This is a genomic window from Roseateles sp. NT4 (genome assembly GCF_051857475.1).
Taxonomy (GTDB): domain Bacteria; phylum Pseudomonadota; class Gammaproteobacteria; order Burkholderiales; family Burkholderiaceae_C; genus Pelomonas.
In genome coordinates, this window is the sequence record NZ_JBPZGZ010000001.1 from 1,259,713 (window position 1) to 1,277,071 (window position 17,359).

Consider the following 17,359-nt stretch of genomic DNA (forward strand, 5'->3'; position numbering starts at 1 on the left):
TATCCAGAGGGCTTTGCCATGGCCGCCGATAATCCCGGGGATGGATTTGCCCCTGCCCGAAGTCTCTGCTCCCCGCGCCATCCGCGAACTGCCCGACGAGCTGATCAGCCAGATCGCCGCGGGCGAGGTCGTGGAGCGACCCGCTTCGGTCGTGCGCGAGCTGGTGGACAACGCGCTGGACTCCGGCGCCCGCAATGTGCTGGTCAAGCTGATGGCCGGCGGCGTGCGCAGCATCGTCGTCGAGGACGACGGCTGCGGCATCCCGGTCGCCCAGCTGCCGCTGGCCCTGAAGCGCCACGCCACCAGCAAGATCGCCTCGCTGCACGAACTGGAATCGGTCGCCACCATGGGTTTTCGTGGCGAAGCCCTGGCCGCCATCGCCTCGGTGTCGGAAATGGCCATCGCCAGCCGCACCGCTGATGCCACCCACGCCCACCGCATCGATGCCCGCAGTGGCGAGCTGTCCGCCGCCGCCCGCTCGCGGGGCACCAGCGTCGAGGTGCGCGAACTCTTCTTCGCCACGCCGGCCCGCCGCAAATTCCTCAAGACCGATGCGACCGAGCTGGCCCATTGCGTCGAAGCCGTGCGCCGCCATGCGCTGGCGCGGCCCGATGTCGGCTTTGCGATCTGGCACGAAGGCAAGCTCGTCGACCAATGGCGGGCCTCGTCCAGCGACCAGCGCATCGGTGACGTACTGGGCGAGGATTTCATTGCCGAGAGCCGCGCCTTCGACTACAGCGCCGGCCCGCTGGCCCTGTCCGGCCGCGCCGGCCTGCCCGAGGCGGCGCGCTCGCGGGCCGACCAGCAATACGTCTGGGTCAACGGCCGCCATGTGCGCGACAAGCTCATCAGCCACGCCATCCGCTCGGCCTACGAGGATGTGCTGCACGGCCAGCGCCAGCCCAGCTATGTGCTCTTCATCGAGATCGCACCCGAGCTGGTCGACGTCAACGTGCACCCGACCAAGATCGAGGTGCGCTTTCGCGACGGCCGCGCCATCCACCAGAGCGTGCGGCGCGCCTTCATCGACGCGCTGGCGCAGTCGCGCGCCGACACCGCCGAAGTCGAATCCACGGTGACGGCGCTGGCTTTCGAGCCGACGGTGCCGGCCACCCTCTATGTCTCCGAGCCGCGCCCGGCCTACCAGCCCCAGGTCCAGGCTTTCGTCGCGCCGGTGCCGGCCACGGCCGAACAGGTCCGGCTGTCCCTCGTGCAGCATGAGGCGCTGTGGAACCCGGCCGAGGCCCCCGCCCCTGCCCCTGCCCCTGCCCCTGCCCCTGCCCCTGCCCCTGCCCCTGCCCCTGCCCCTGCCCCTGCCCCATTCTCCGCCGCGCCATCGGCGCCGCCCCTCACGCTGAAGGCCAGCCTGCCCGACCAGGACTGGCCGCTGGGCCGGGCCATCGCGCAGATCCAGGGCGTCTACATCCTGGCCGAGAACAAGCAGGGCCTGGTCATCGTCGACATGCATGCGGCCCATGAGCGCGTCGTCTACGAGCGCCTGAAGGCCAGGATGGGCGCGACGCAGATCGAGAGCCAGCCCCTGCTGATCCCGGTCAGCTTTGCCGCCACGGCCGAGGAAGTCGCCGCCGCCGAGCAGCATGCCGAGACCCTCGCCAAGCTGGGCCTGGACGTCTCGCCGCTGTCGACCCGCACGCTGGCCGTGCGCTCCCGCCCGGCCCTGCTCGCCGCCAGCGACCTCGTCGCCCTGACGCGCGAGCTGCTGGCCGAGATGGCCCAGTTCGACGCCAGCTCGGTGCTGGAGCGCGCCCAGCATGAGATCCTCGCCACCATGGCCTGCCACGGCGCCGTGCGCGCCAACCGCCAGCTCAACATCGACGAGATGAACGCCCTGCTGCGCGACATGGAAGCCACCGAACGCGCCGACCAATGCAACCACGGCCGCCCGACCTGGCGCCAGCTCGACATGCGCGAGCTGGACGCCCTGTTCCTGCGCGGCCGCTGAAGAAAGAAGAAGACCGAAATGGCCACCATCACCCTGAAGGGCAAGCCCAAGCCCGCCGCCAAGACCCGCAATGCCGACGGCGAGAAGCGCGCCCCGGTGCGCGGCAAGGGCGTCTCCAAGCCGCGCACGACGCTGGCCAAGGCCCAGGCCGACCGCGCCGAGCGCGAGGAGCAGTTCCAGAAGGCGCAGCAGCAACGGGAACGTCCCGCGCCGCAGCGCGAAGAGCGGCCGGCCCGACCCAAGACCGGCGGCGCCTTCAAGCCCGAGCGCCCGCCTCAGCCGCGTGGCGACGCACCGCAGCGCGCGGAACGCGGCCCGCGTGCGCGGCCTGACGAGCGCGCTGAGCGCGGGCCCCGCAGCCACCCGGACGAACGCCCACGCGACGATCGCCCGCCGCGCATCGACCAGCGCCGCTCGTCCAACCGCGGCCCCGGTTTCGAGCCGCCACAGCGCCCGCAGCAACGCCTGAACCCGGCCCGCGAAGTCGCGCCCGAGGATGGCGAGCGCCTGTCCAAACGCATGGCCGAGCTCAAGCTCGCCTCGCGCCGCGAGGCCGATGAATGGATCGCCGCCGGCTGGGTGCGCGTCAATGGCAAGGTCGCCGTATTGGGCCAGCGCGTCCTCCCCAACGTGCAGATCGACATCGATCCGGCTGCCCGCCAACAGCAGGCCCAGCTCGTCACCGTGCTGCTGCACAAGCCCATCGGCTATGTCTCCGGCCAGGCCGAGGACGGCTACGAACCCGCGGTGGTGCTCTTCCAGCCCGAGAACCGCTGGACGGAAGACGCCTCGGGCATCAAGCCCAACGCCGGCCACCATCGCAACCTCGCGCCCGCCGGGCGGCTGGACATCGATTCCACCGGCTTGCTGGTGCTGACCCAGGACGGCCGCATCGCCCGCGTGCTGATCGGCGACGACTCCGACGTGGAGAAGGAATACCTCGTCCGCGTCGAGTTCGTCGGCCTGCCGGGCTCCGAGCCTGTGCCCGAGGGCACGCTGCCCAATGCCGCGCTGTCGAACAACAAGCTGGCCCTGCTCAACCACGGCCTGGAGCTGGACGGCGAACTGCTCAAGCCTGCCAAGGTCAGCTGGCAGAACGAGCAGCAGCTGCGCTTTGTGCTGCGCGAGGGCAAGAAGCGCCAGATCCGCCGCATGTGCGAGTTGGTCGGCCTCAAGGTCGTCGGCCTGAAGCGCGTGCGCATCGGCCGCATTCCGCTCGGCCATCTGCCTGTTGGCCAATGGCGCTACCTGGCACCGTGGGAAAAATTCTGAAACTTAGCCACAGAGGCACACAGACACAGAGGAGTCCGAGAGTGCGGCCGCGCTTCTCTGTGCCTCTGTGCCTCTGTGGCTGTATTCGGCTCTTGCCATGAGCACCGCTGCACTTCCCATCTGCTTGGCCGGACCGACCGGTTGCGGCAAGACGGCAGCGGCGCTCGCGATTGCGGAGGTGCTGCCCGTCGAGATCATCAGCGTCGACTCGGCCCTGGTCTACCGCGGCATGGACATCGGCACCGCCAAGCCCACGACCGCCGAGCAGGCCGCGGTGCCGCACCACCTCATCGACATCCTCGACCCGACCGAGAGCTACTCGGCGGCCGAGTTCGTGCGCGACACCAAGCGCCTCGCGGCCGAGATCGCCGCGCGCGGCAAGCTGCCCCTGCTGGTCGGCGGCACCATGCTGTACTTCAAGGCCCTGTTCGACGGCCTGTCGGCCCTGCCCCAGGCCGACGCGGAACTGCGCGCCGCCATTGATGCGGAGGCCGCTGAACGCGGCTGGCCGGCCATGCATGCCGAACTGGCAAAGCTGGACCCCGAGACCGGCGCCCGCCTGGCGCCCAACGACAGCCAGCGCATCCAGCGTGCCCTCGAGGTCATCCGCCTCACCGGCCAGCCGCTGAGCGCCCTGCACGCGGCCTCTCGTGACGAAGGCGTGGACTGGCCGCTGTTCTCGCTGGAACCCACCGACCGCGCCTGGCTGCACGAGCGCCTGGCCCAGCGCTTTGACGTCATGCTGGCGCAAGGCCTCATCGAGGAAGTGAAGACGCTGCGCGCCCGCGGCGACCTCAGCCTGGCCCTGCCCTCCATGCGCTGCGTCGGCTACCGCCAAGCCTGGGAGGCGTTGGACAGCAAAGACTTCTCCGATCTGCGCGAGCGCGGCATCGCCGCCACCCGCCAGCTCGCCAAGCGCCAGATCACCTGGCTGCGCAGCATGCCCCAGCGCCGCGTCATCGCCTGCGACGGCCCCCAACCCATTGCCGAGTTGCTGGCCGGCCTGCAGCGACTGCTCGGCTAGTTTTCAATCTTTGCTTGCGCACTGCCGAAAGCCTCGCTAAAGTGATATCACTTTGATTCACTTTTGAGACAGGTTTCATCATGCCCAACCCCGCCCCGTCGCGCACCCTCGTGACCGAGAAGCCGGCCCGCGCCGGCAATGGCTATCTGATGGCCCTCGTCGGCCTGTCCCTGGGCGGCATGGGCCTTTTCGCCCTGGTCCGTGGTCTGCCGGTCTACGGCATTCCGCTGGGGCTGGCCGGCCTGTTCGTGATGGGCGGCCTCTACCTGCTCAACCCCAACCAGGCCGCCGCGCTGACGCTGTTCGGCGCCTATACCGGCAGCGACCGCGGTGCCGGCCTGCGCTGGGCCAACCCGCTGTCGGTCAAGAAGCGCGTCTCGCTGCGCGATCGCAACCTGAATGCGCCGGTGCTGAAGGTCAACGACCAGCGCGGCAACCCCATCGAGATCGCCGCCGTCATCGTCTGGCAAGTGCGCGACACGGCCCAGGCCCTGTTCCAGGTCGATGACTACGAGGCCTATGTGCGCGTGCAGGCCGAGGCCGCCATCCGCCATCTGGCCACCTGCTATGCCTATGACCACTCCGACGAAGCCGACACGAACAGCGTGACCCTGCGCGGTGGCCAGGACGCCGTGGCGCAGGCGCTGCGTGCCGAGCTGCAGGCCCGCTTCCACGACGCCGGCGTCGACGTGCTGGACGCCAAGATCAGCCACCTCGCCTATGCCCCCGAGATCGCCCAGGTCATGCTGCGCCGCCAGCAGGCCGAGGCCATCATCGGCGCCCGCGCCAAGATCGTGCAGGGCGCCGTCACCATGGTCGAAACCGCGCTGCAGGGTCTGAGCGAGCGCCAGATCGTCGTGCTGGACGACGAGCGCAAGGCGGCCATGGTCAGCAACCTGCTCGTGGTGCTGTGCTCGGATCGCGAGACCCAACCCGTGGTGAACACGGGCACGCTGTACACCTGATCCTGCAGGCATGGCCAGCCCCGACAAGAAATCCTTCCCGCTGCGCATCGACCCGGCCCTGTGGGCCGAGGTGGAGCGCCTCGCGGCGACGGAGTTGCGCAGTGCCAATGCCCAGGCTGAACTGCTGCTGCGCGAAGCCCTGGCCCGGCGCGGTGTCAAGCTCGCACCGCCCCAGGGTCGGGCCAGCGCCTCGCGCAAGGACCCAGAATCCGGATCATGAGTCTTTTGAGTGCGCGCCGCCTCGCGAAGTCCTACGGCGAGGTGGCGGTTTTTTCGGATGTGGACCTGGACCTGGACGCGGGCGAGATCGTTGCCCTGCTGGGCGAGTCGGGCAGCGGCAAGTCCACGCTGTTGAACTGCCTGGCCGGCCTCGACGAGGCCGACGCCGGCACCATCACGCTGGCTGGCCAGGACCTGCGCGCCCTGGACGACGAAGCCCGCTCCGCCCTGCGCCGTCGCGAGCTGGGCTTCATCTTCCAGGCCTTCCATCTGCTGCCCCACCTCAGCGTGGCCGACAACGTCGCCCTGCCGCTGCGCCTGCTGGGCCAGCGTGATGACGAACGGGTGAAGCAGATGCTGTCCGCCGTCGAACTGGGCGCCCTGGCGGCACGCATGCCTCGGCAACTGTCCGGCGGCCAGCTGCAGCGCGTCGCCATTGCACGGGCCCTGGTCCATCGCCCTCGCCTGGTTCTCGCCGACGAGCCTACCGGCAACCTCGACCCCCGCCATGCCGGCGAAGTGCTGGAGCTGCTCAGGCGCTGCACGCAGGAGGCCGGCGCGGCCTGCCTGTTGGTCACCCACTCCGAACGGGCAGCGGAAGCGACTGACAGGCAGTTGCGCCTGGACGCGAGCGGGCTGCATCCCGCATGACCCTCTGGCGATCGTTCACCTGGCCTGCCTGGCGCGACCAGCCCGGCCGCGTCGTGCTGGCCGTCATCGCCGTCATGCTGGGCGTGGCCCTGGCCTTCGGCGTGCATCTGCTCAACGGCGCGGCCCTGGCCGAGTTCGCGCGTGCGGCGCGAGGTGTCAACGGCCAGCCCGACCTGGTGCTGAAGGCCCGCGCCGGCGCGCTGGTCGATGCCGATCTGGTCGCGCTGTTGAACCGCCCGGAAGTCACCGCCGCCAGCCCCGTCGTCGAGGCCATGGCCCTGTGGCCCGGCCAGGTCGGACCCCAGGGCCGCGGCCTGTCCATCCATCTCATCGGTCTGGACCCCCTGGCCCTGCTGGGCTCGACCGCCGCCGGCCACCCGCTGGCGCCCGAGCTGACGCCGCAGGTCGAAGGCGGCATGGCGGCGCTGCTGCAAGCCAACGCCGTCCACCTGAACGCCGCCGCCCGCAAGCTGCTGCCCGCCGATGCCAAGACGCTGAAGCTGCGCCTGCCCGGCAATGGCACGCCGCGCGACATCGAACTCGCCATCGGCGGGCGCGTTGTGGCCGACAACACGCCGCTGGGCGTGCTGGACATCGCCGACGCCCAAGCCCTTTTCGGCCGCCTCGGCAGCCTGGACCGCATCGACGTGCAGCTGGCGTCCGGCGTCGACGCCAAGGCCTGGGCTGCCAGCCTGCCGGCGCGCTGGCAGGCGGAACCGCCCGACGACGCCGGCGCCCGCCTGAACGACATGACGCGCTCCTACCGCGTCAACCTCGGGCTGCTGGCCCTGATGGCCTTGTTCACCGGCAGCTTCCTCGTCTACGCGGTGCTGTCCCTCGCCACCGCCCAGCGCCTGCCGCAATGGGCGCTGGTCGGCGTGCTCGGCGTGTCGGCACGCATGCGCTGGCGGCTGATCCTGACAGAAGGCCTCGTCATCGGTGCGGTCGGCACGGTGCTCGGCCTGCTGCTGGGTGTTGGCCTGGCCGCGGGGGCGCTCAAGCTGATGGGGAGCGATCTGGGTCTGCACGGCGCCAGCGATTCGTCAGTGGACCTGCTGTTCAACCAGCCCCTGCTGCTGCCGGCCTTTGTCTACGGCGCCCTGGGCTTGGCCGCAGCCCTGGTGGCGGCACTGGCCCCGGCGCTGACGGTGAGGCGCATTGCACCGGCCCTGGTGCTCAAGGGCCTGGGCCTGCCGGCCGGGCGCACGCTGCCGGCCTGGGCCGGCCTCGCGCTGCTGGCCCTGGGCGCAGCACTGGCCTGGCTGCCGCCCATCTGGAACGACACGCCGGTGGCGGCCTATGCGGCCATGTTCTTCCTGATGATGGGCGGCCTGGCCCTGGTGCCGGCCCTGGTGCAGGGCATGACGGCCCTGCTCACCCGTCTGCCCGCGAGCGCTCTGCTGCTGCTGGCCCGCGAACGCAGCCGCGACCAGGCGACCGAGGCGCGCCGCTCCCTCGCCGGCGTCCTCGTCGCCCTGGCCCTGGCCGTGGCCATGACGGTCATGATCGGCAGTTTCCGCGAATCGCTGATGCGCTGGCTGGACCAGGCCCTGCCCGCGGATCTCTATGTGCGCAGTTCGCTGCGAGCCGCCAACGGCATGCCCGCACCGCTGCCGCCGGCCCTGCTGCAGGCCATATCGCAACGGCCCGAGGTGGCGCGCACCTCGCCGCAGATCACCGCGCGCCTGCGCCTGGCCGCCGGTGGCCAGACCGTGGCCCTCACGGCCCGCGACATCCAGGCCGGCGGCCTGCCTCTCATCGAACGCTGGTCCGGCGCGACGGCGCCGGGCACCCTGCCCATCTGGGTCAACGAAGCCGCGCGGGACCGTGACGGGCTCAAGCCCGGCCATGTGCTGCAGGGCGAACTGATGGAAAGCGGCCGCACGTTGAAGCTGCAGGTGCAGGGCGTCTGGCGCGACTACTCGCGCCAGAACACGGCGCTGTGGATGGCCCTGGACGACTACCGCCGCGCCAGCGGCGACGCCAGCACCGCCGAGCTGGCGCTGTGGCTGGCGCCGGGCCAGTCGCTGGACGCCACGCGTGACGCCGTGCGCCAGCTCGGTGGCGACAACATCGAGATGGCCGCCGCGGGCGAGCTGCGCGCGCTGTCGCTGAAGATCTTCGACCGCAGCTTCGCCATCACCATCTGGCTGCAGGCCGTGGCCCTGGCCGTGGGCCTGTTCGGCGTCATCGCCAGCCAGTCGGCCCAGGCGCTGGCGCGCAAGCGCGAGTTCGGCCTGCTGCGGCATCTGGGCCTCTCCAGGCGCCAGCTGATGCGGCTGCTCCTCATCGAGGCCAGCCTGCAGGGCGGCGCCGGCGCCATCGCGGGCCTGGCGCTGGGTCTGGGCCTGAGCGCCATCCTGGTCTACGTCGTCAATCCGCAGAGCTTTCACTGGAGCATGGAGATGCACCTGCCGCTGTTGCGCCTGGCCGTCCTCGTCGGCCTGGCCTTTGCCGCGGCCGTCGGCGCCTCGCTGCTGGCCGGCCGCCGCGCCCTCGGCACCGACGCCGTGCGCGCCGTGAGGGAGGACGCATGATGAAGCGCCGCACCCTCTTGCTCGCGGGACTGCCCCTGCAGGTCCGTGCCGCCGCGGCGGGCCTGCAGTTCCCGGCCGATTTCGGCGCCCATCCGCGGCAGAACATTGAGTGGTGGTATCTGACGGGGTTGCTGGGCGACGGCGCCCCGCCGCGCTTTGGCTATCAGCTGACCTTCTTCCGCCTGCCCGGCCCGGCTGCCGCCGGCCATCCCAGCGGCCTGGCCGCCAGGCAGTTGATCCTCGGCCATGTGGCCCTGTCCGACATCGGCGCGCAGAAGCAACGCCATGCCCAGCGCCTGCTGCGCACCCTGCCCGGCGCCGTCCAGGCGCAGACGGGGGACTGCGACGTGAAGCTGCGCGACTGGACGCTGAAGCGCACGGACGATGGCTATCGCGCGGCCTTCAGCGGCCCTGGTTTTGCGCTGGACCTGAACCTCGCCACTTCTGAGGCGCCGCTGCTGCAGGGCGACGCCGGCCTGTCGCGCAAAGGGCCTGACCCTGCACAGTTCAGCCGCTACTACACCCGCCCCCAGCTTGCCACCCGGGCGACGCTGACACTGGACGGCCGGAAGATGCCGCTGACAGGACGTGCCTGGCTGGACCATGAATGGAGCGACAGCCTGCTCGGCCAGGCGGTCGGCTGGGATTGGTTGGGCATCAATCTGCACGACGGCCGGGCCCTGACGCTGTTCCAGCTGCGCCGCAAGGACGGCAGCCGGGAGTGGGCGGGCGGCAGCCTGCGCACGCCCGGCCAGCCCGACCGCAGCTTCGCGCCCGAGGAGATCGCCATGACGCCGACGCGGCACTGGACCAGCCCGGCCACGGGTGCCCGCTACCCGGTGGAATGGCGGCTGAACAGCCCCGCCGGAGAGATGCGGCTGAGCGCCTGGTTCGACGCCCAGGAGATCGACGCCCGCCACGCCAGCGGCATCGTCTACTGGGAAGGCGCCGCCCAGCTGTTCGACGCCCAAAAGCGGCCACTCGGCGCCGGCTATCTGGAATTGACCGGCTATGCGGGGCGGCCGCCATTGCCGTGACCCACAATGCGCGCCGAATGCCTTCACGCCAACCCACCCGTCCGACCTTTGGTTGGGACAACTTCTCCGGCGATCGGCCCGCAGGGCTGGCCGCCGTCGATGACCTGCCCCACACGCGGCTGCTGACCAGCGGCCGCGCAGCCCTGTTCGCCGCCATGAGGGCCCTGGGCGTGCAGGCCGGCGACAGCGTGCTGGCCCCCAGCTACCACTGCCCGACCCTGGTGGCGCCGCTGCGCGCGGCGGGTGCGGCCGTCCAGTTCTATCCCCTCGGCCCCGATGGCCTGCCGGTGCTCGACGCCATCACGCCGGCACCGCGCACCCGCGCCATCGTCGTGGCCCAGCTCTTCGGCCTGCCACGCTCGCTCGCGGCCGTGCGCGCCTGGTGCGATGCGCGCGGCATCGCCCTGGTGGAGGACTGCGCCCACAGCTTCTTCGGCCAGGCCGGCGAGCGACCGGTGGGCCATTGGGGCGACCTGGCGACAGCCAGCGTCTCCAAGTTCTTCCCCGTCTCGGAAGGCGGGCTGCTGGCCTCGGCCAAGCCGCTGCCGGCCCAGGCGCTGCAGCCGGCGGGGGCCAAGCAGCAGCTCAAGGCCTGGGTCGATCTGCTGGAGCGCTCCAGCGAGCAGGGCCGTCTCACCGGCTTCAACCTGGCGCTGAATGGCCTGTTCCGTCTGAAGAACGGGCCTCCACGCGCGGCTCCTCCAGCCGCTGCGCCAGCGCCCGAACCGACCGAAGCGCAAATGATGGCCGACTGCGACCTCGGCCGCAGCGAGCAGGCCATGCCCGGCCTGAACCGGCGCCTGCTCGGCCTGCCGCGCGCACGCATCGTCGCCCGCCGGCGCGCCCACTACGAACACCTGCATCGCTCGACTCAGGCCCTGCGCGGCGCGCGGCCGCTGTTCGGCCCCCTGCCCGCCCAGGCCGCGCCCTATGTGATGCCGCTGTGGGTGGACGAACCCGAGCCCGTCTACGCCGCCCTGCGCGCAGCCGGCTGCGCCGTGTTCCGCTGGGACCGCGTCTGGCCCGGCGTGCCTGATTTCCACAACGACCATGGGGCGCGCTGGCGCCACCATGTGCTGCAACTGCTCTGCCACCAGGACCTTGACGACGCGATGCTGGCCCGCAGCTGTGCCGTGCTGACCGACAAGCTGTAACCCATGAGCTCCACGACCGAACGCCCGGCCTCCAAGCAGGCCCGCTCCCTGAGCGGCCTGGCCCCCTTTCTGAGGCCCTACCGCGGCCGCATCGCCCTGGCCATGGTGACCCTGCTGCTGGCGGCTCTCGCCACGCTGGCCTTCCCGATCGCGCTGCGCGGCCTCATCGACGCCGGTTTTGCCGCTGGCAATGCGGGCGAGCGCCTGATGGCCCTGCGCGAGCATTTCCTGGCCATGTTCGCCGTCGGTGCGGCCCTGGGCCTGTTCTCGGCCTCGCGCTTCTACATGGTGACCTGGCTGGGCGAGCGCGTGACGGCCGACCTGCGCAACGCCGTCTACACCCATGTGCTGCGCCAGAGCCCCGAATTTTTCGAAACGACGCAGACCGGCGAGGTGCTTTCCCGCATCACGACCGACACCACCGTCGTGCAGACCGTCGTAGGTTCCAGCCTGTCCATGGGCCTGCGCAACCTGGTCATGGGCGTGGGTGCCCTCGTGATGCTGGTCGTCACCAACCCCTATGTGATGGGCCAGGTGCTGGGCATCCTGGTGCTGGTCGTGGCGCCGGCCCTCTACTTCGGTCGCCGCGTGCGCAAGCTGTCGCGCGCCAGCCAGGACCGCGTCGCCGACACCTCGGCCATCGCCGCCGAGGTGCTGAACGCCGTCACCGTGGTGCAGAGCTACACCCAGGAAGGCGCCGAGGCCAAACGCTTCGCCAACGCCAGCGAGGCCGCCTTTGACACGGCCCGCAAGCGCACCCGCATCCGCAGCTTCATGGTGGCCTTCATCATCACGGCCGTCTTCGGCGCCATGCTGTGGGGCCTGTACCAAGGCACCCAGGCCGTCATCGCGGGCAAGATCTCGGCCGGTCACCTGGGCCAGACCGTCGTCTACGTGACCTTGCTGGTCAGCAGCGTGGCCGTGCTGGCCGAGGTCTGGGGCGATGTGCTGCGCGCCGCTGGCGCCACCGAGCGCCTCATCGAGCTGATGGAGGCCCGCTCGCCGGTGGGCGAACCCGCCCAGCCCCGCGCCCTGGGCGTGACGACGGGCGGCAGCCGCGTCGAGTTCGATGCCATCCAGTTCCACTACCCCTCGCGTCCTGCCACGGCAGCACTCGACAAGCTCAGCCTGGACATCGCACCGGGCGAGACCGTCGCCCTCGTTGGTCCCAGCGGCGCCGGCAAGAGCACGGTGCTGCAACTGCTGCTGCGTTTCTATGACCCGCAGTCGGGCTCCATCCGCCTCAACGGCGTCGAGACCCGCGAGCTCAGCCTGAAGGACCTGCGCGCCAGCATCGGCCTGGTGCCCCAGGACAGCGTCATCTTCTCGACGACGGCGATGGAGAATATCCGCTACGGCCGCCCCGAAGCGACGGACGAAGAGGTCATCGCCGCCGCCAAGGCCGCCTTTGCCGACGACTTCATCCGCGCCCTGCCTGAGGGCTATGCCAGCTTCCTCGGCGAGCGCGGCGTGCGCCTGTCCGGCGGACAGCGCCAGCGCATCAGCATCGCCCGCGCCATGCTGAAGAACCCGCCGCTGCTGCTTTTGGATGAGGCGACGAGCGCGCTGGACGCCGAGAGCGAGCGCGTCGTGCAGGCAGCATTGGAAGCCGCCATGCAGCACCGCACGACCCTGGTCATCGCCCACCGCCTGGCGACGATCCAGAAGGCCGACCGCATCGTGGTGCTGGACGCGGGGCGAATCGTCGACATCGGCCGGCACGAGGAGCTGGTAGCGCGGGGTGGGCTGTATGCGAAGCTGGCGGCGATGCAGTTTGGCCTGCAGCCCGGCTGAAGCCCGGGCTGCCACCCTGGGGAGGGTTTGACATGAAGAACGCCTGGCTTCGCCGTGTCATCGGCGCGCTGGCCCTGAGCGCATTCGCGTTCGCGCATGCAGAAGAATCACCGCCGCCGCGCCTGGCCATCGCCGACGCGATGAAGCCGGCGCAATTCGTGCAGGCCGAGATCTCGCCCGACGGGCGCCACATCATCGCGCTGGCGAACTCCAGCATCGGGACCGTCGTGGTGCTGATCGGCACCGAGGACCTTTCGCGCAAGGCCATCATCACCGGCAAATGGGAGCGCGATGGCGGCTATATGTTCTCGCGCTATCCGCACCAGCTCGGCTGGATCACGTCGACGATCTTCGGCGTCAACTACGGGGCCGTGGCCTCGTCCCATGACTTAACGGGCAAACGGCTGGCCGACATCGGCACCCATCTGCTGACCAAGGCCGTGCCGGCGGACCCGCAATCCACGCTGGTGGTGGCCTACGACGACTTCAAGCACCGCAAGCTGGCCGTGTACGACGCCCGCAACGGCAAAAGCCGCGGCCTGACCTATCCGATGTCGGGCGAGCTGCTGGACTGGGCCCTGGACGCCCAGGGCCGGTTGCGCGTGGTGACGCTGGCCAACTCGGAGTTCTGGAACGACCGCACCCTGCTGTCCAACTGGTACCGCGGCCCGACTTCCGACGAATGGATCAAGCTGGACGAGCACCAGGTCGCCGATGAACGCTGGAGGCCGCTGGCTGCCGCTTCTGACGCCGACGAACTGACGGTGCGATCCCGCGAGGGCCGCGACACCTGGGCGATCTTCCGCTACGACCCCGTGGCCCGGCAGCGCGGCGAGATGCTGGCAGGCGACGACAAGGTGGACATCAACTACGCCGACACGGATGCCGCCGGCGACGGCGCCTACCGCCGCCTGTTCAAGGGCGGCCTCAAGCCCACGGCCCAATGGCTGGACAAGCGCTGGGCGGCCCTGCAGGCTGCCGTGGACGAGGTGCTGACCGGCAAGGTCAACCGGCTCTCCGGCAGCGACCCCAAGGGCCGCGTGCTGGTGCACTCCTACAGCGACGTGGATCCCGGCGTTTGGTATCTGCTGGACGTGGCGACCATGAAGATGCGCCTGCTGCTGGAGGCCATGCCCGGCATCGATCCGGCACAGATGCGGCCGCTGGAGGCGATCAGCTACGCCTCCCCCGACGGGCTCAGCATCCCGGCCTTTCTGACGCGGCCTGCGGGCGACGCGGGCCCCTGGCCCCTGGTCGTCATGGTGCATGGCGGCCCCTTCGTGCGTGACCACTGGGGCTGGGATGCCTACGCGCAATTGCTGGCCAGCCGGGGCTATGCCGTGCTGCAGCCGCAGTTCCGCGGCTCCACCGGCTTCGGCAAGGCCTTCGAGGCGGCCGGCTATGGCCAATGGGGCCTGGCCATGCAGGATGACATCACCGCCGGCGTGCAGCACCTCATCCGCAGCGGCTTCGCCGACCCGCGCCGCATCTGCATCTATGGCGGCAGCTACGGCGGCCACGCGGCCGTCTGGGGCTTGATCAAGACACCGGAGCTCTACCGCTGCGGCATCAGCTACGCGGGGGGTTTCCGACATCGCCCAGCTCTACTCGGACTTCTCCGATTCCACCAAGATCTCGCGCGAGGCCACCCGCCGGCTGGTGGGCGACGAGCAGCGCGACCGCGCACAACTGGACACCGTCTCGCCGTTGAAGCATGCCGCCAGGATCAAGGCGCCGCTGCTGATCGCCCACGGCGAGGACGATGCCCGCGTGCCCATCGGCCACAGCGAAAGGCTGATGAAGGCCATGGACAAGGCCGGGCGCCCCTATGAATGGCTGCCACTGAAGCACCAGGGCCATGGCATGAGCTATGCCAACGTCGACGTCTTCGTGGCACGGATGCTGGAATTCCTCGACAAGCACATCGGCGACAAGGCCGCCACCCCACCCACCGAGGCGCGCTGAGCCGCCAGGGATAATTCCGCCATGCCCCAGACCGCCCCGTCCCAATATGAAGACTTCATGCGCCATGTGTTCGAGCATGGCGTGCAGAAAAGCGACCGCACCGGCACCGGCACGCGCAGCGTGTTCGGCCACCAGATGCGCTTCGACCTCGCCCAGGGCTTCCCGCTGGTGACGACCAAGAAGGTGCACCTGAAGTCCATCGTGCTGGAGCTGCTGTGGTTCCTGCGCGGCGACAGCAACGTCAAGTGGCTGCAGGAACGCGGCGTGACGATCTGGAACGAGTGGGCGCGTGAGGACGGCGACCTCGGTCCGGTCTACGGCGTGCAATGGCGCAACTGGCCGACGCCGGACGGGGGTCATATCGACCAGATCGCCGACGTGGTGAAGACGCTGAAGTCCAACCCTGACTCGCGCCGCATCATCGTCAGCGCCTGGAACGTGGCCGACCTGCCCCAGATGGCCCTGATGCCCTGCCACGCCTTCTTCCAGTTCTACGTTGCTGAAGGCAAGTTGAGCTGCCAGCTCTACCAGCGCAGCGCCGACATCTTCCTGGGCGTGCCCTTCAATATCGCGTCCTATGCGCTGCTGACCATGATGCTGGCCCAGCAATGCGATCTGCAGCTGGGCGACTTCATCTGGACCGGCGGCGACTGCCACATCTACGACAACCACGTCGAGCAGGTGCAGACCCAGCTTGCCCGCGAGCCGCGTGCCTACCCGACCATGACGATCAAGCGCCGGCCGGCGAGCATCTTCGACTACGAGTACGAAGACTTCGAGCTCAGCGGCTACGACCCGCATCCGGCCATCAAGGCGCCGGTCGCCGTATGAGCAAGATCACTCTGGTGGCGGCTGTCGCGAAAGACGGCGCCATCGGCCGCGACAACGCCCTGCTCTGGCATCTGCCCGAGGACATGGCCCGCTTCAAGGCGGTGACAGCAGGCAAACCCGTCGTCATGGGCCGCAAGACCTGGGATTCGATTCCGGCCAGGTTCCGTCCCCTGCCCGGCCGGCGCAACCTCGTCGTCAGCCGCTCGGTCAGCGAACTGTCCGGTGCTGAGGTCTTCGCCAGCCTGGACGCGGCCCTGGCCGCCTGCGCTGCCGAACCCGAGACCTGCGTCATCGGCGGCGGCGAGATCTATGCGCAGGCCTTGCCGCGGGCTGACAAGCTGGCGCTGACCGAGGTGGATGTCGTCTTTCCAGATGCGGACCGGCATTTCCCGGCCTGGCCGCGCGATCAATTCATCGAAGCGAGCCGAGAGACGCGCAGCAGCGCCAACGGCATGGCCTTCGACTTCGTCGATTACCTACGCAAGAAATAGAGGAACACCACCATGTCCGGAAAAGGCTTTCACGTCCACGGCCCCCACGAGCACGAGCTGGAGCATGCGGCCCATCACGAGCCCAAGGGTTTTGCCGGCAAGCTGGCCGTCATCACGGCCATCCTGGCCACGGTCGGCGCCTTCTTCTCCTACACGGGCGGCGTGACCCAGGTCAATGCGGCCCTGTACAAGAACGACGCGGCCATCAAGAAGACCGAGGCCAGCAACCAGTGGGCTTTCTACCAGGCCAAGAGCAGCAAGCAGAACCTCGCCGAACTGGCCCTGGACCTCAGCACCAGCGAGGAACAGAAGGCCAAGTACCGCGAAAAGATCGCGCGCTACGAGAAGGAAAAGAACGAGATCAAGCTCAACGCCGAGAAGCTGGATGAAGAGTCCAAGCATTTCGACGAAGAGAGCGCCCATCAGATCCACCTGCACCACCGCTGGGCCCAGGCGACGACGGCCCTGCAGGTCTCCATCGCCCTGGCTGCCATCACGCTGCTGACCAAGAAGCGCTGGATGGAGTGGGCGACGATTGCCGCCGGCCTGGTCGGCGTGGCCCTGGGTGGCGCGGCCTGGATGCATATCTGATGGCGTAACGATCGCCTGCGCCGGCTAATTGATGCGCCGGCGCATCGTCCCTAGGCTGCGCTCCGAATCAACTTCGGAGACAGCCATGGGATTTGTCAGTCAACTGCTGGGCGCATCGCTGCTCGCTCTCGCCGCGGGCTCCTCGCTGGCGCAGGCCCCGGCTCCCGTGAAGAACGTCGTCCTCGTCCACGGCCTCTATGCCGATGGCTCGAGCTGGGCTCAGGTGATCCCGCTGCTGCAGAAGGCCGGACTGAACGTGACGGCCGTGCAGAACCCGACCACTTCGCTGGCCGACGACGTCGAGGCCACGCGCCGCGCCCTGGCCCAGCAGGACGGCCCCACGGTGCTGGTCGGCCATTCCTATGGCGGCATGGTCATCTCCGAGGCCGGCGCCGACGCCAAGGTCGCGGCCCTGGTCTATGTGGCGGCCCGCGCGCCCGATGCCGGCGAGGACTACCCGGCCCTGGCCAAGACCTTCCCCGCGGCACCGGCCGGCAAGGGCCTGGTCTGGAGCAGCGACGGCTTCGGCAAGCTCAGCGAGGAAGCCTTCGTCAAGGATTTCGCCGGCGACCTCGACCCCCATCTGGCCCGTGTCTACTACGCCGCCCAGCAGCCGGTGGCCCGCGCCGTCACGACGGCCAAGACGACGGTCGCCGCCTGGCGCTCCAAGCCGTCCTGGTATGTGGTGTCCAGGCAGGATCGCACCATCGACCCCGACTTCCAGCGCTTCATGGCCAAGCGCATGGGTGCGAAGACGACGGAGGTCGACGCCAGCCATGTGTCCATGATCTCCAAACCCGAGGACATCGCCCGGGTGATCCTGGCGGCCACTCAGGCGCGCTGAAGGATGGCTACGATGCCCTGA

Annotated in this window: 14 protein-coding genes and 2 pseudogenes; all 16 read left to right on the forward strand. The window is 69.6% G+C overall.

Going from position 1 to position 17,359, the window contains the following annotated elements:
- The first annotated feature begins 40 nt into the window (after positions 1-40).
- The 16 genes and pseudogenes from mutL (at position 41) to ACS5PN_RS05875 (ending at position 17,338) form a co-directional block, all read left to right on the forward strand.
- The gene (mutL, locus tag ACS5PN_RS05800; RefSeq protein WP_439462982.1) at positions 41-1,963 is read left to right on the forward strand and encodes a DNA mismatch repair endonuclease MutL; all 1,923 of its coding nucleotides are present in this window, start codon (positions 41-43) and stop codon (positions 1,961-1,963) included.
- Positions 1,964-1,981: 18 nt separating this feature from the next.
- Complete coding sequence (locus ACS5PN_RS05805; RefSeq protein ID WP_439462983.1) at positions 1,982-3,235, forward strand: pseudouridine synthase; 1,254 nt, start codon at positions 1,982-1,984, stop codon at positions 3,233-3,235.
- A gap of 97 nt (positions 3,236-3,332) precedes the next feature.
- The gene (miaA, locus tag ACS5PN_RS05810; protein WP_439462984.1) at positions 3,333-4,259 is read left to right on the forward strand and encodes a tRNA (adenosine(37)-N6)-dimethylallyltransferase MiaA; all 927 of its coding nucleotides are present in this window, start codon (positions 3,333-3,335) and stop codon (positions 4,257-4,259) included.
- Positions 4,260-4,339: 80 nt separating this feature from the next.
- On the forward strand, positions 4,340-5,224 hold the full coding sequence (locus ACS5PN_RS05815) for an SPFH domain-containing protein (protein ID WP_439462985.1): 885 nt from the start codon (positions 4,340-4,342) through the stop codon (positions 5,222-5,224).
- Between the two features lie 10 nt (positions 5,225-5,234).
- The gene (locus ACS5PN_RS05820) at positions 5,235-5,444 is read left to right on the forward strand and encodes a hypothetical protein (protein WP_439462986.1); all 210 of its coding nucleotides are present in this window, start codon (positions 5,235-5,237) and stop codon (positions 5,442-5,444) included.
- Complete coding sequence (locus ACS5PN_RS05825) at positions 5,441-6,094, forward strand: ABC transporter ATP-binding protein (RefSeq protein WP_439462987.1); 654 nt, start codon at positions 5,441-5,443, stop codon at positions 6,092-6,094. The genes ACS5PN_RS05820 and ACS5PN_RS05825 overlap by 4 nt, the downstream gene beginning before the upstream one ends.
- Positions 6,091-8,631 (forward strand): FtsX-like permease family protein, encoded by a 2,541-nt coding sequence (locus ACS5PN_RS05830; RefSeq protein ID WP_439462988.1) that lies wholly within the window; start codon positions 6,091-6,093, stop codon positions 8,629-8,631. Before ACS5PN_RS05825 ends, ACS5PN_RS05830 begins: the two co-directional genes overlap by 4 nt.
- Complete coding sequence (locus tag ACS5PN_RS05835; RefSeq protein ID WP_439462989.1) at positions 8,631-9,668, forward strand: lipocalin-like domain-containing protein; 1,038 nt, start codon at positions 8,631-8,633, stop codon at positions 9,666-9,668. Before ACS5PN_RS05830 ends, ACS5PN_RS05835 begins: the two co-directional genes overlap by 1 nt.
- Before the next feature lie 17 nt (positions 9,669-9,685).
- On the forward strand, positions 9,686-10,822 hold the full coding sequence (locus ACS5PN_RS05840) for a DegT/DnrJ/EryC1/StrS family aminotransferase (protein WP_439462990.1): 1,137 nt from the start codon (positions 9,686-9,688) through the stop codon (positions 10,820-10,822).
- A 3-nt stretch (positions 10,823-10,825) separates the two neighbouring features.
- The gene (locus ACS5PN_RS05845; protein ID WP_439462991.1) at positions 10,826-12,616 is read left to right on the forward strand and encodes an ABC transporter transmembrane domain-containing protein; all 1,791 of its coding nucleotides are present in this window, start codon (positions 10,826-10,828) and stop codon (positions 12,614-12,616) included.
- A 1,259-nt stretch (positions 12,617-13,875) separates the two neighbouring features.
- A pseudogene (locus ACS5PN_RS05850) lies at positions 13,876-14,337 on the forward strand (alpha/beta fold hydrolase); the annotation flags it as partial.
- Positions 14,240-14,581: pseudogene (locus ACS5PN_RS05855) on the forward strand (alpha/beta hydrolase family protein); the annotation flags it as partial. The pseudogenes ACS5PN_RS05850 and ACS5PN_RS05855, both read left to right, overlap by 98 nt.
- A gap of 21 nt (positions 14,582-14,602) precedes the next feature.
- A complete protein-coding gene (locus ACS5PN_RS05860; RefSeq protein WP_439462992.1) occupies positions 14,603-15,412 on the forward strand; it encodes a thymidylate synthase in 810 nt (269 codons plus the stop codon).
- Positions 15,409-15,903: a dihydrofolate reductase gene (locus tag ACS5PN_RS05865; protein WP_439462993.1), complete on the forward strand. Its 495-nt coding sequence runs from the start codon at positions 15,409-15,411 to the stop codon at positions 15,901-15,903. Before ACS5PN_RS05860 ends, ACS5PN_RS05865 begins: the two co-directional genes overlap by 4 nt.
- A gap of 12 nt (positions 15,904-15,915) precedes the next feature.
- Positions 15,916-16,494 carry a DUF4337 domain-containing protein gene (locus ACS5PN_RS05870; protein WP_439462994.1) on the forward strand — a complete coding sequence of 193 codons (579 nt, stop codon included), beginning with the start codon at positions 15,916-15,918 and terminating at the stop codon, positions 16,492-16,494.
- Between the two features lie 85 nt (positions 16,495-16,579).
- Complete coding sequence (locus ACS5PN_RS05875) at positions 16,580-17,338, forward strand: alpha/beta fold hydrolase (protein ID WP_439462995.1); 759 nt, start codon at positions 16,580-16,582, stop codon at positions 17,336-17,338.
- The last annotated feature ends 21 nt before the right edge of the window (positions 17,339-17,359 follow it).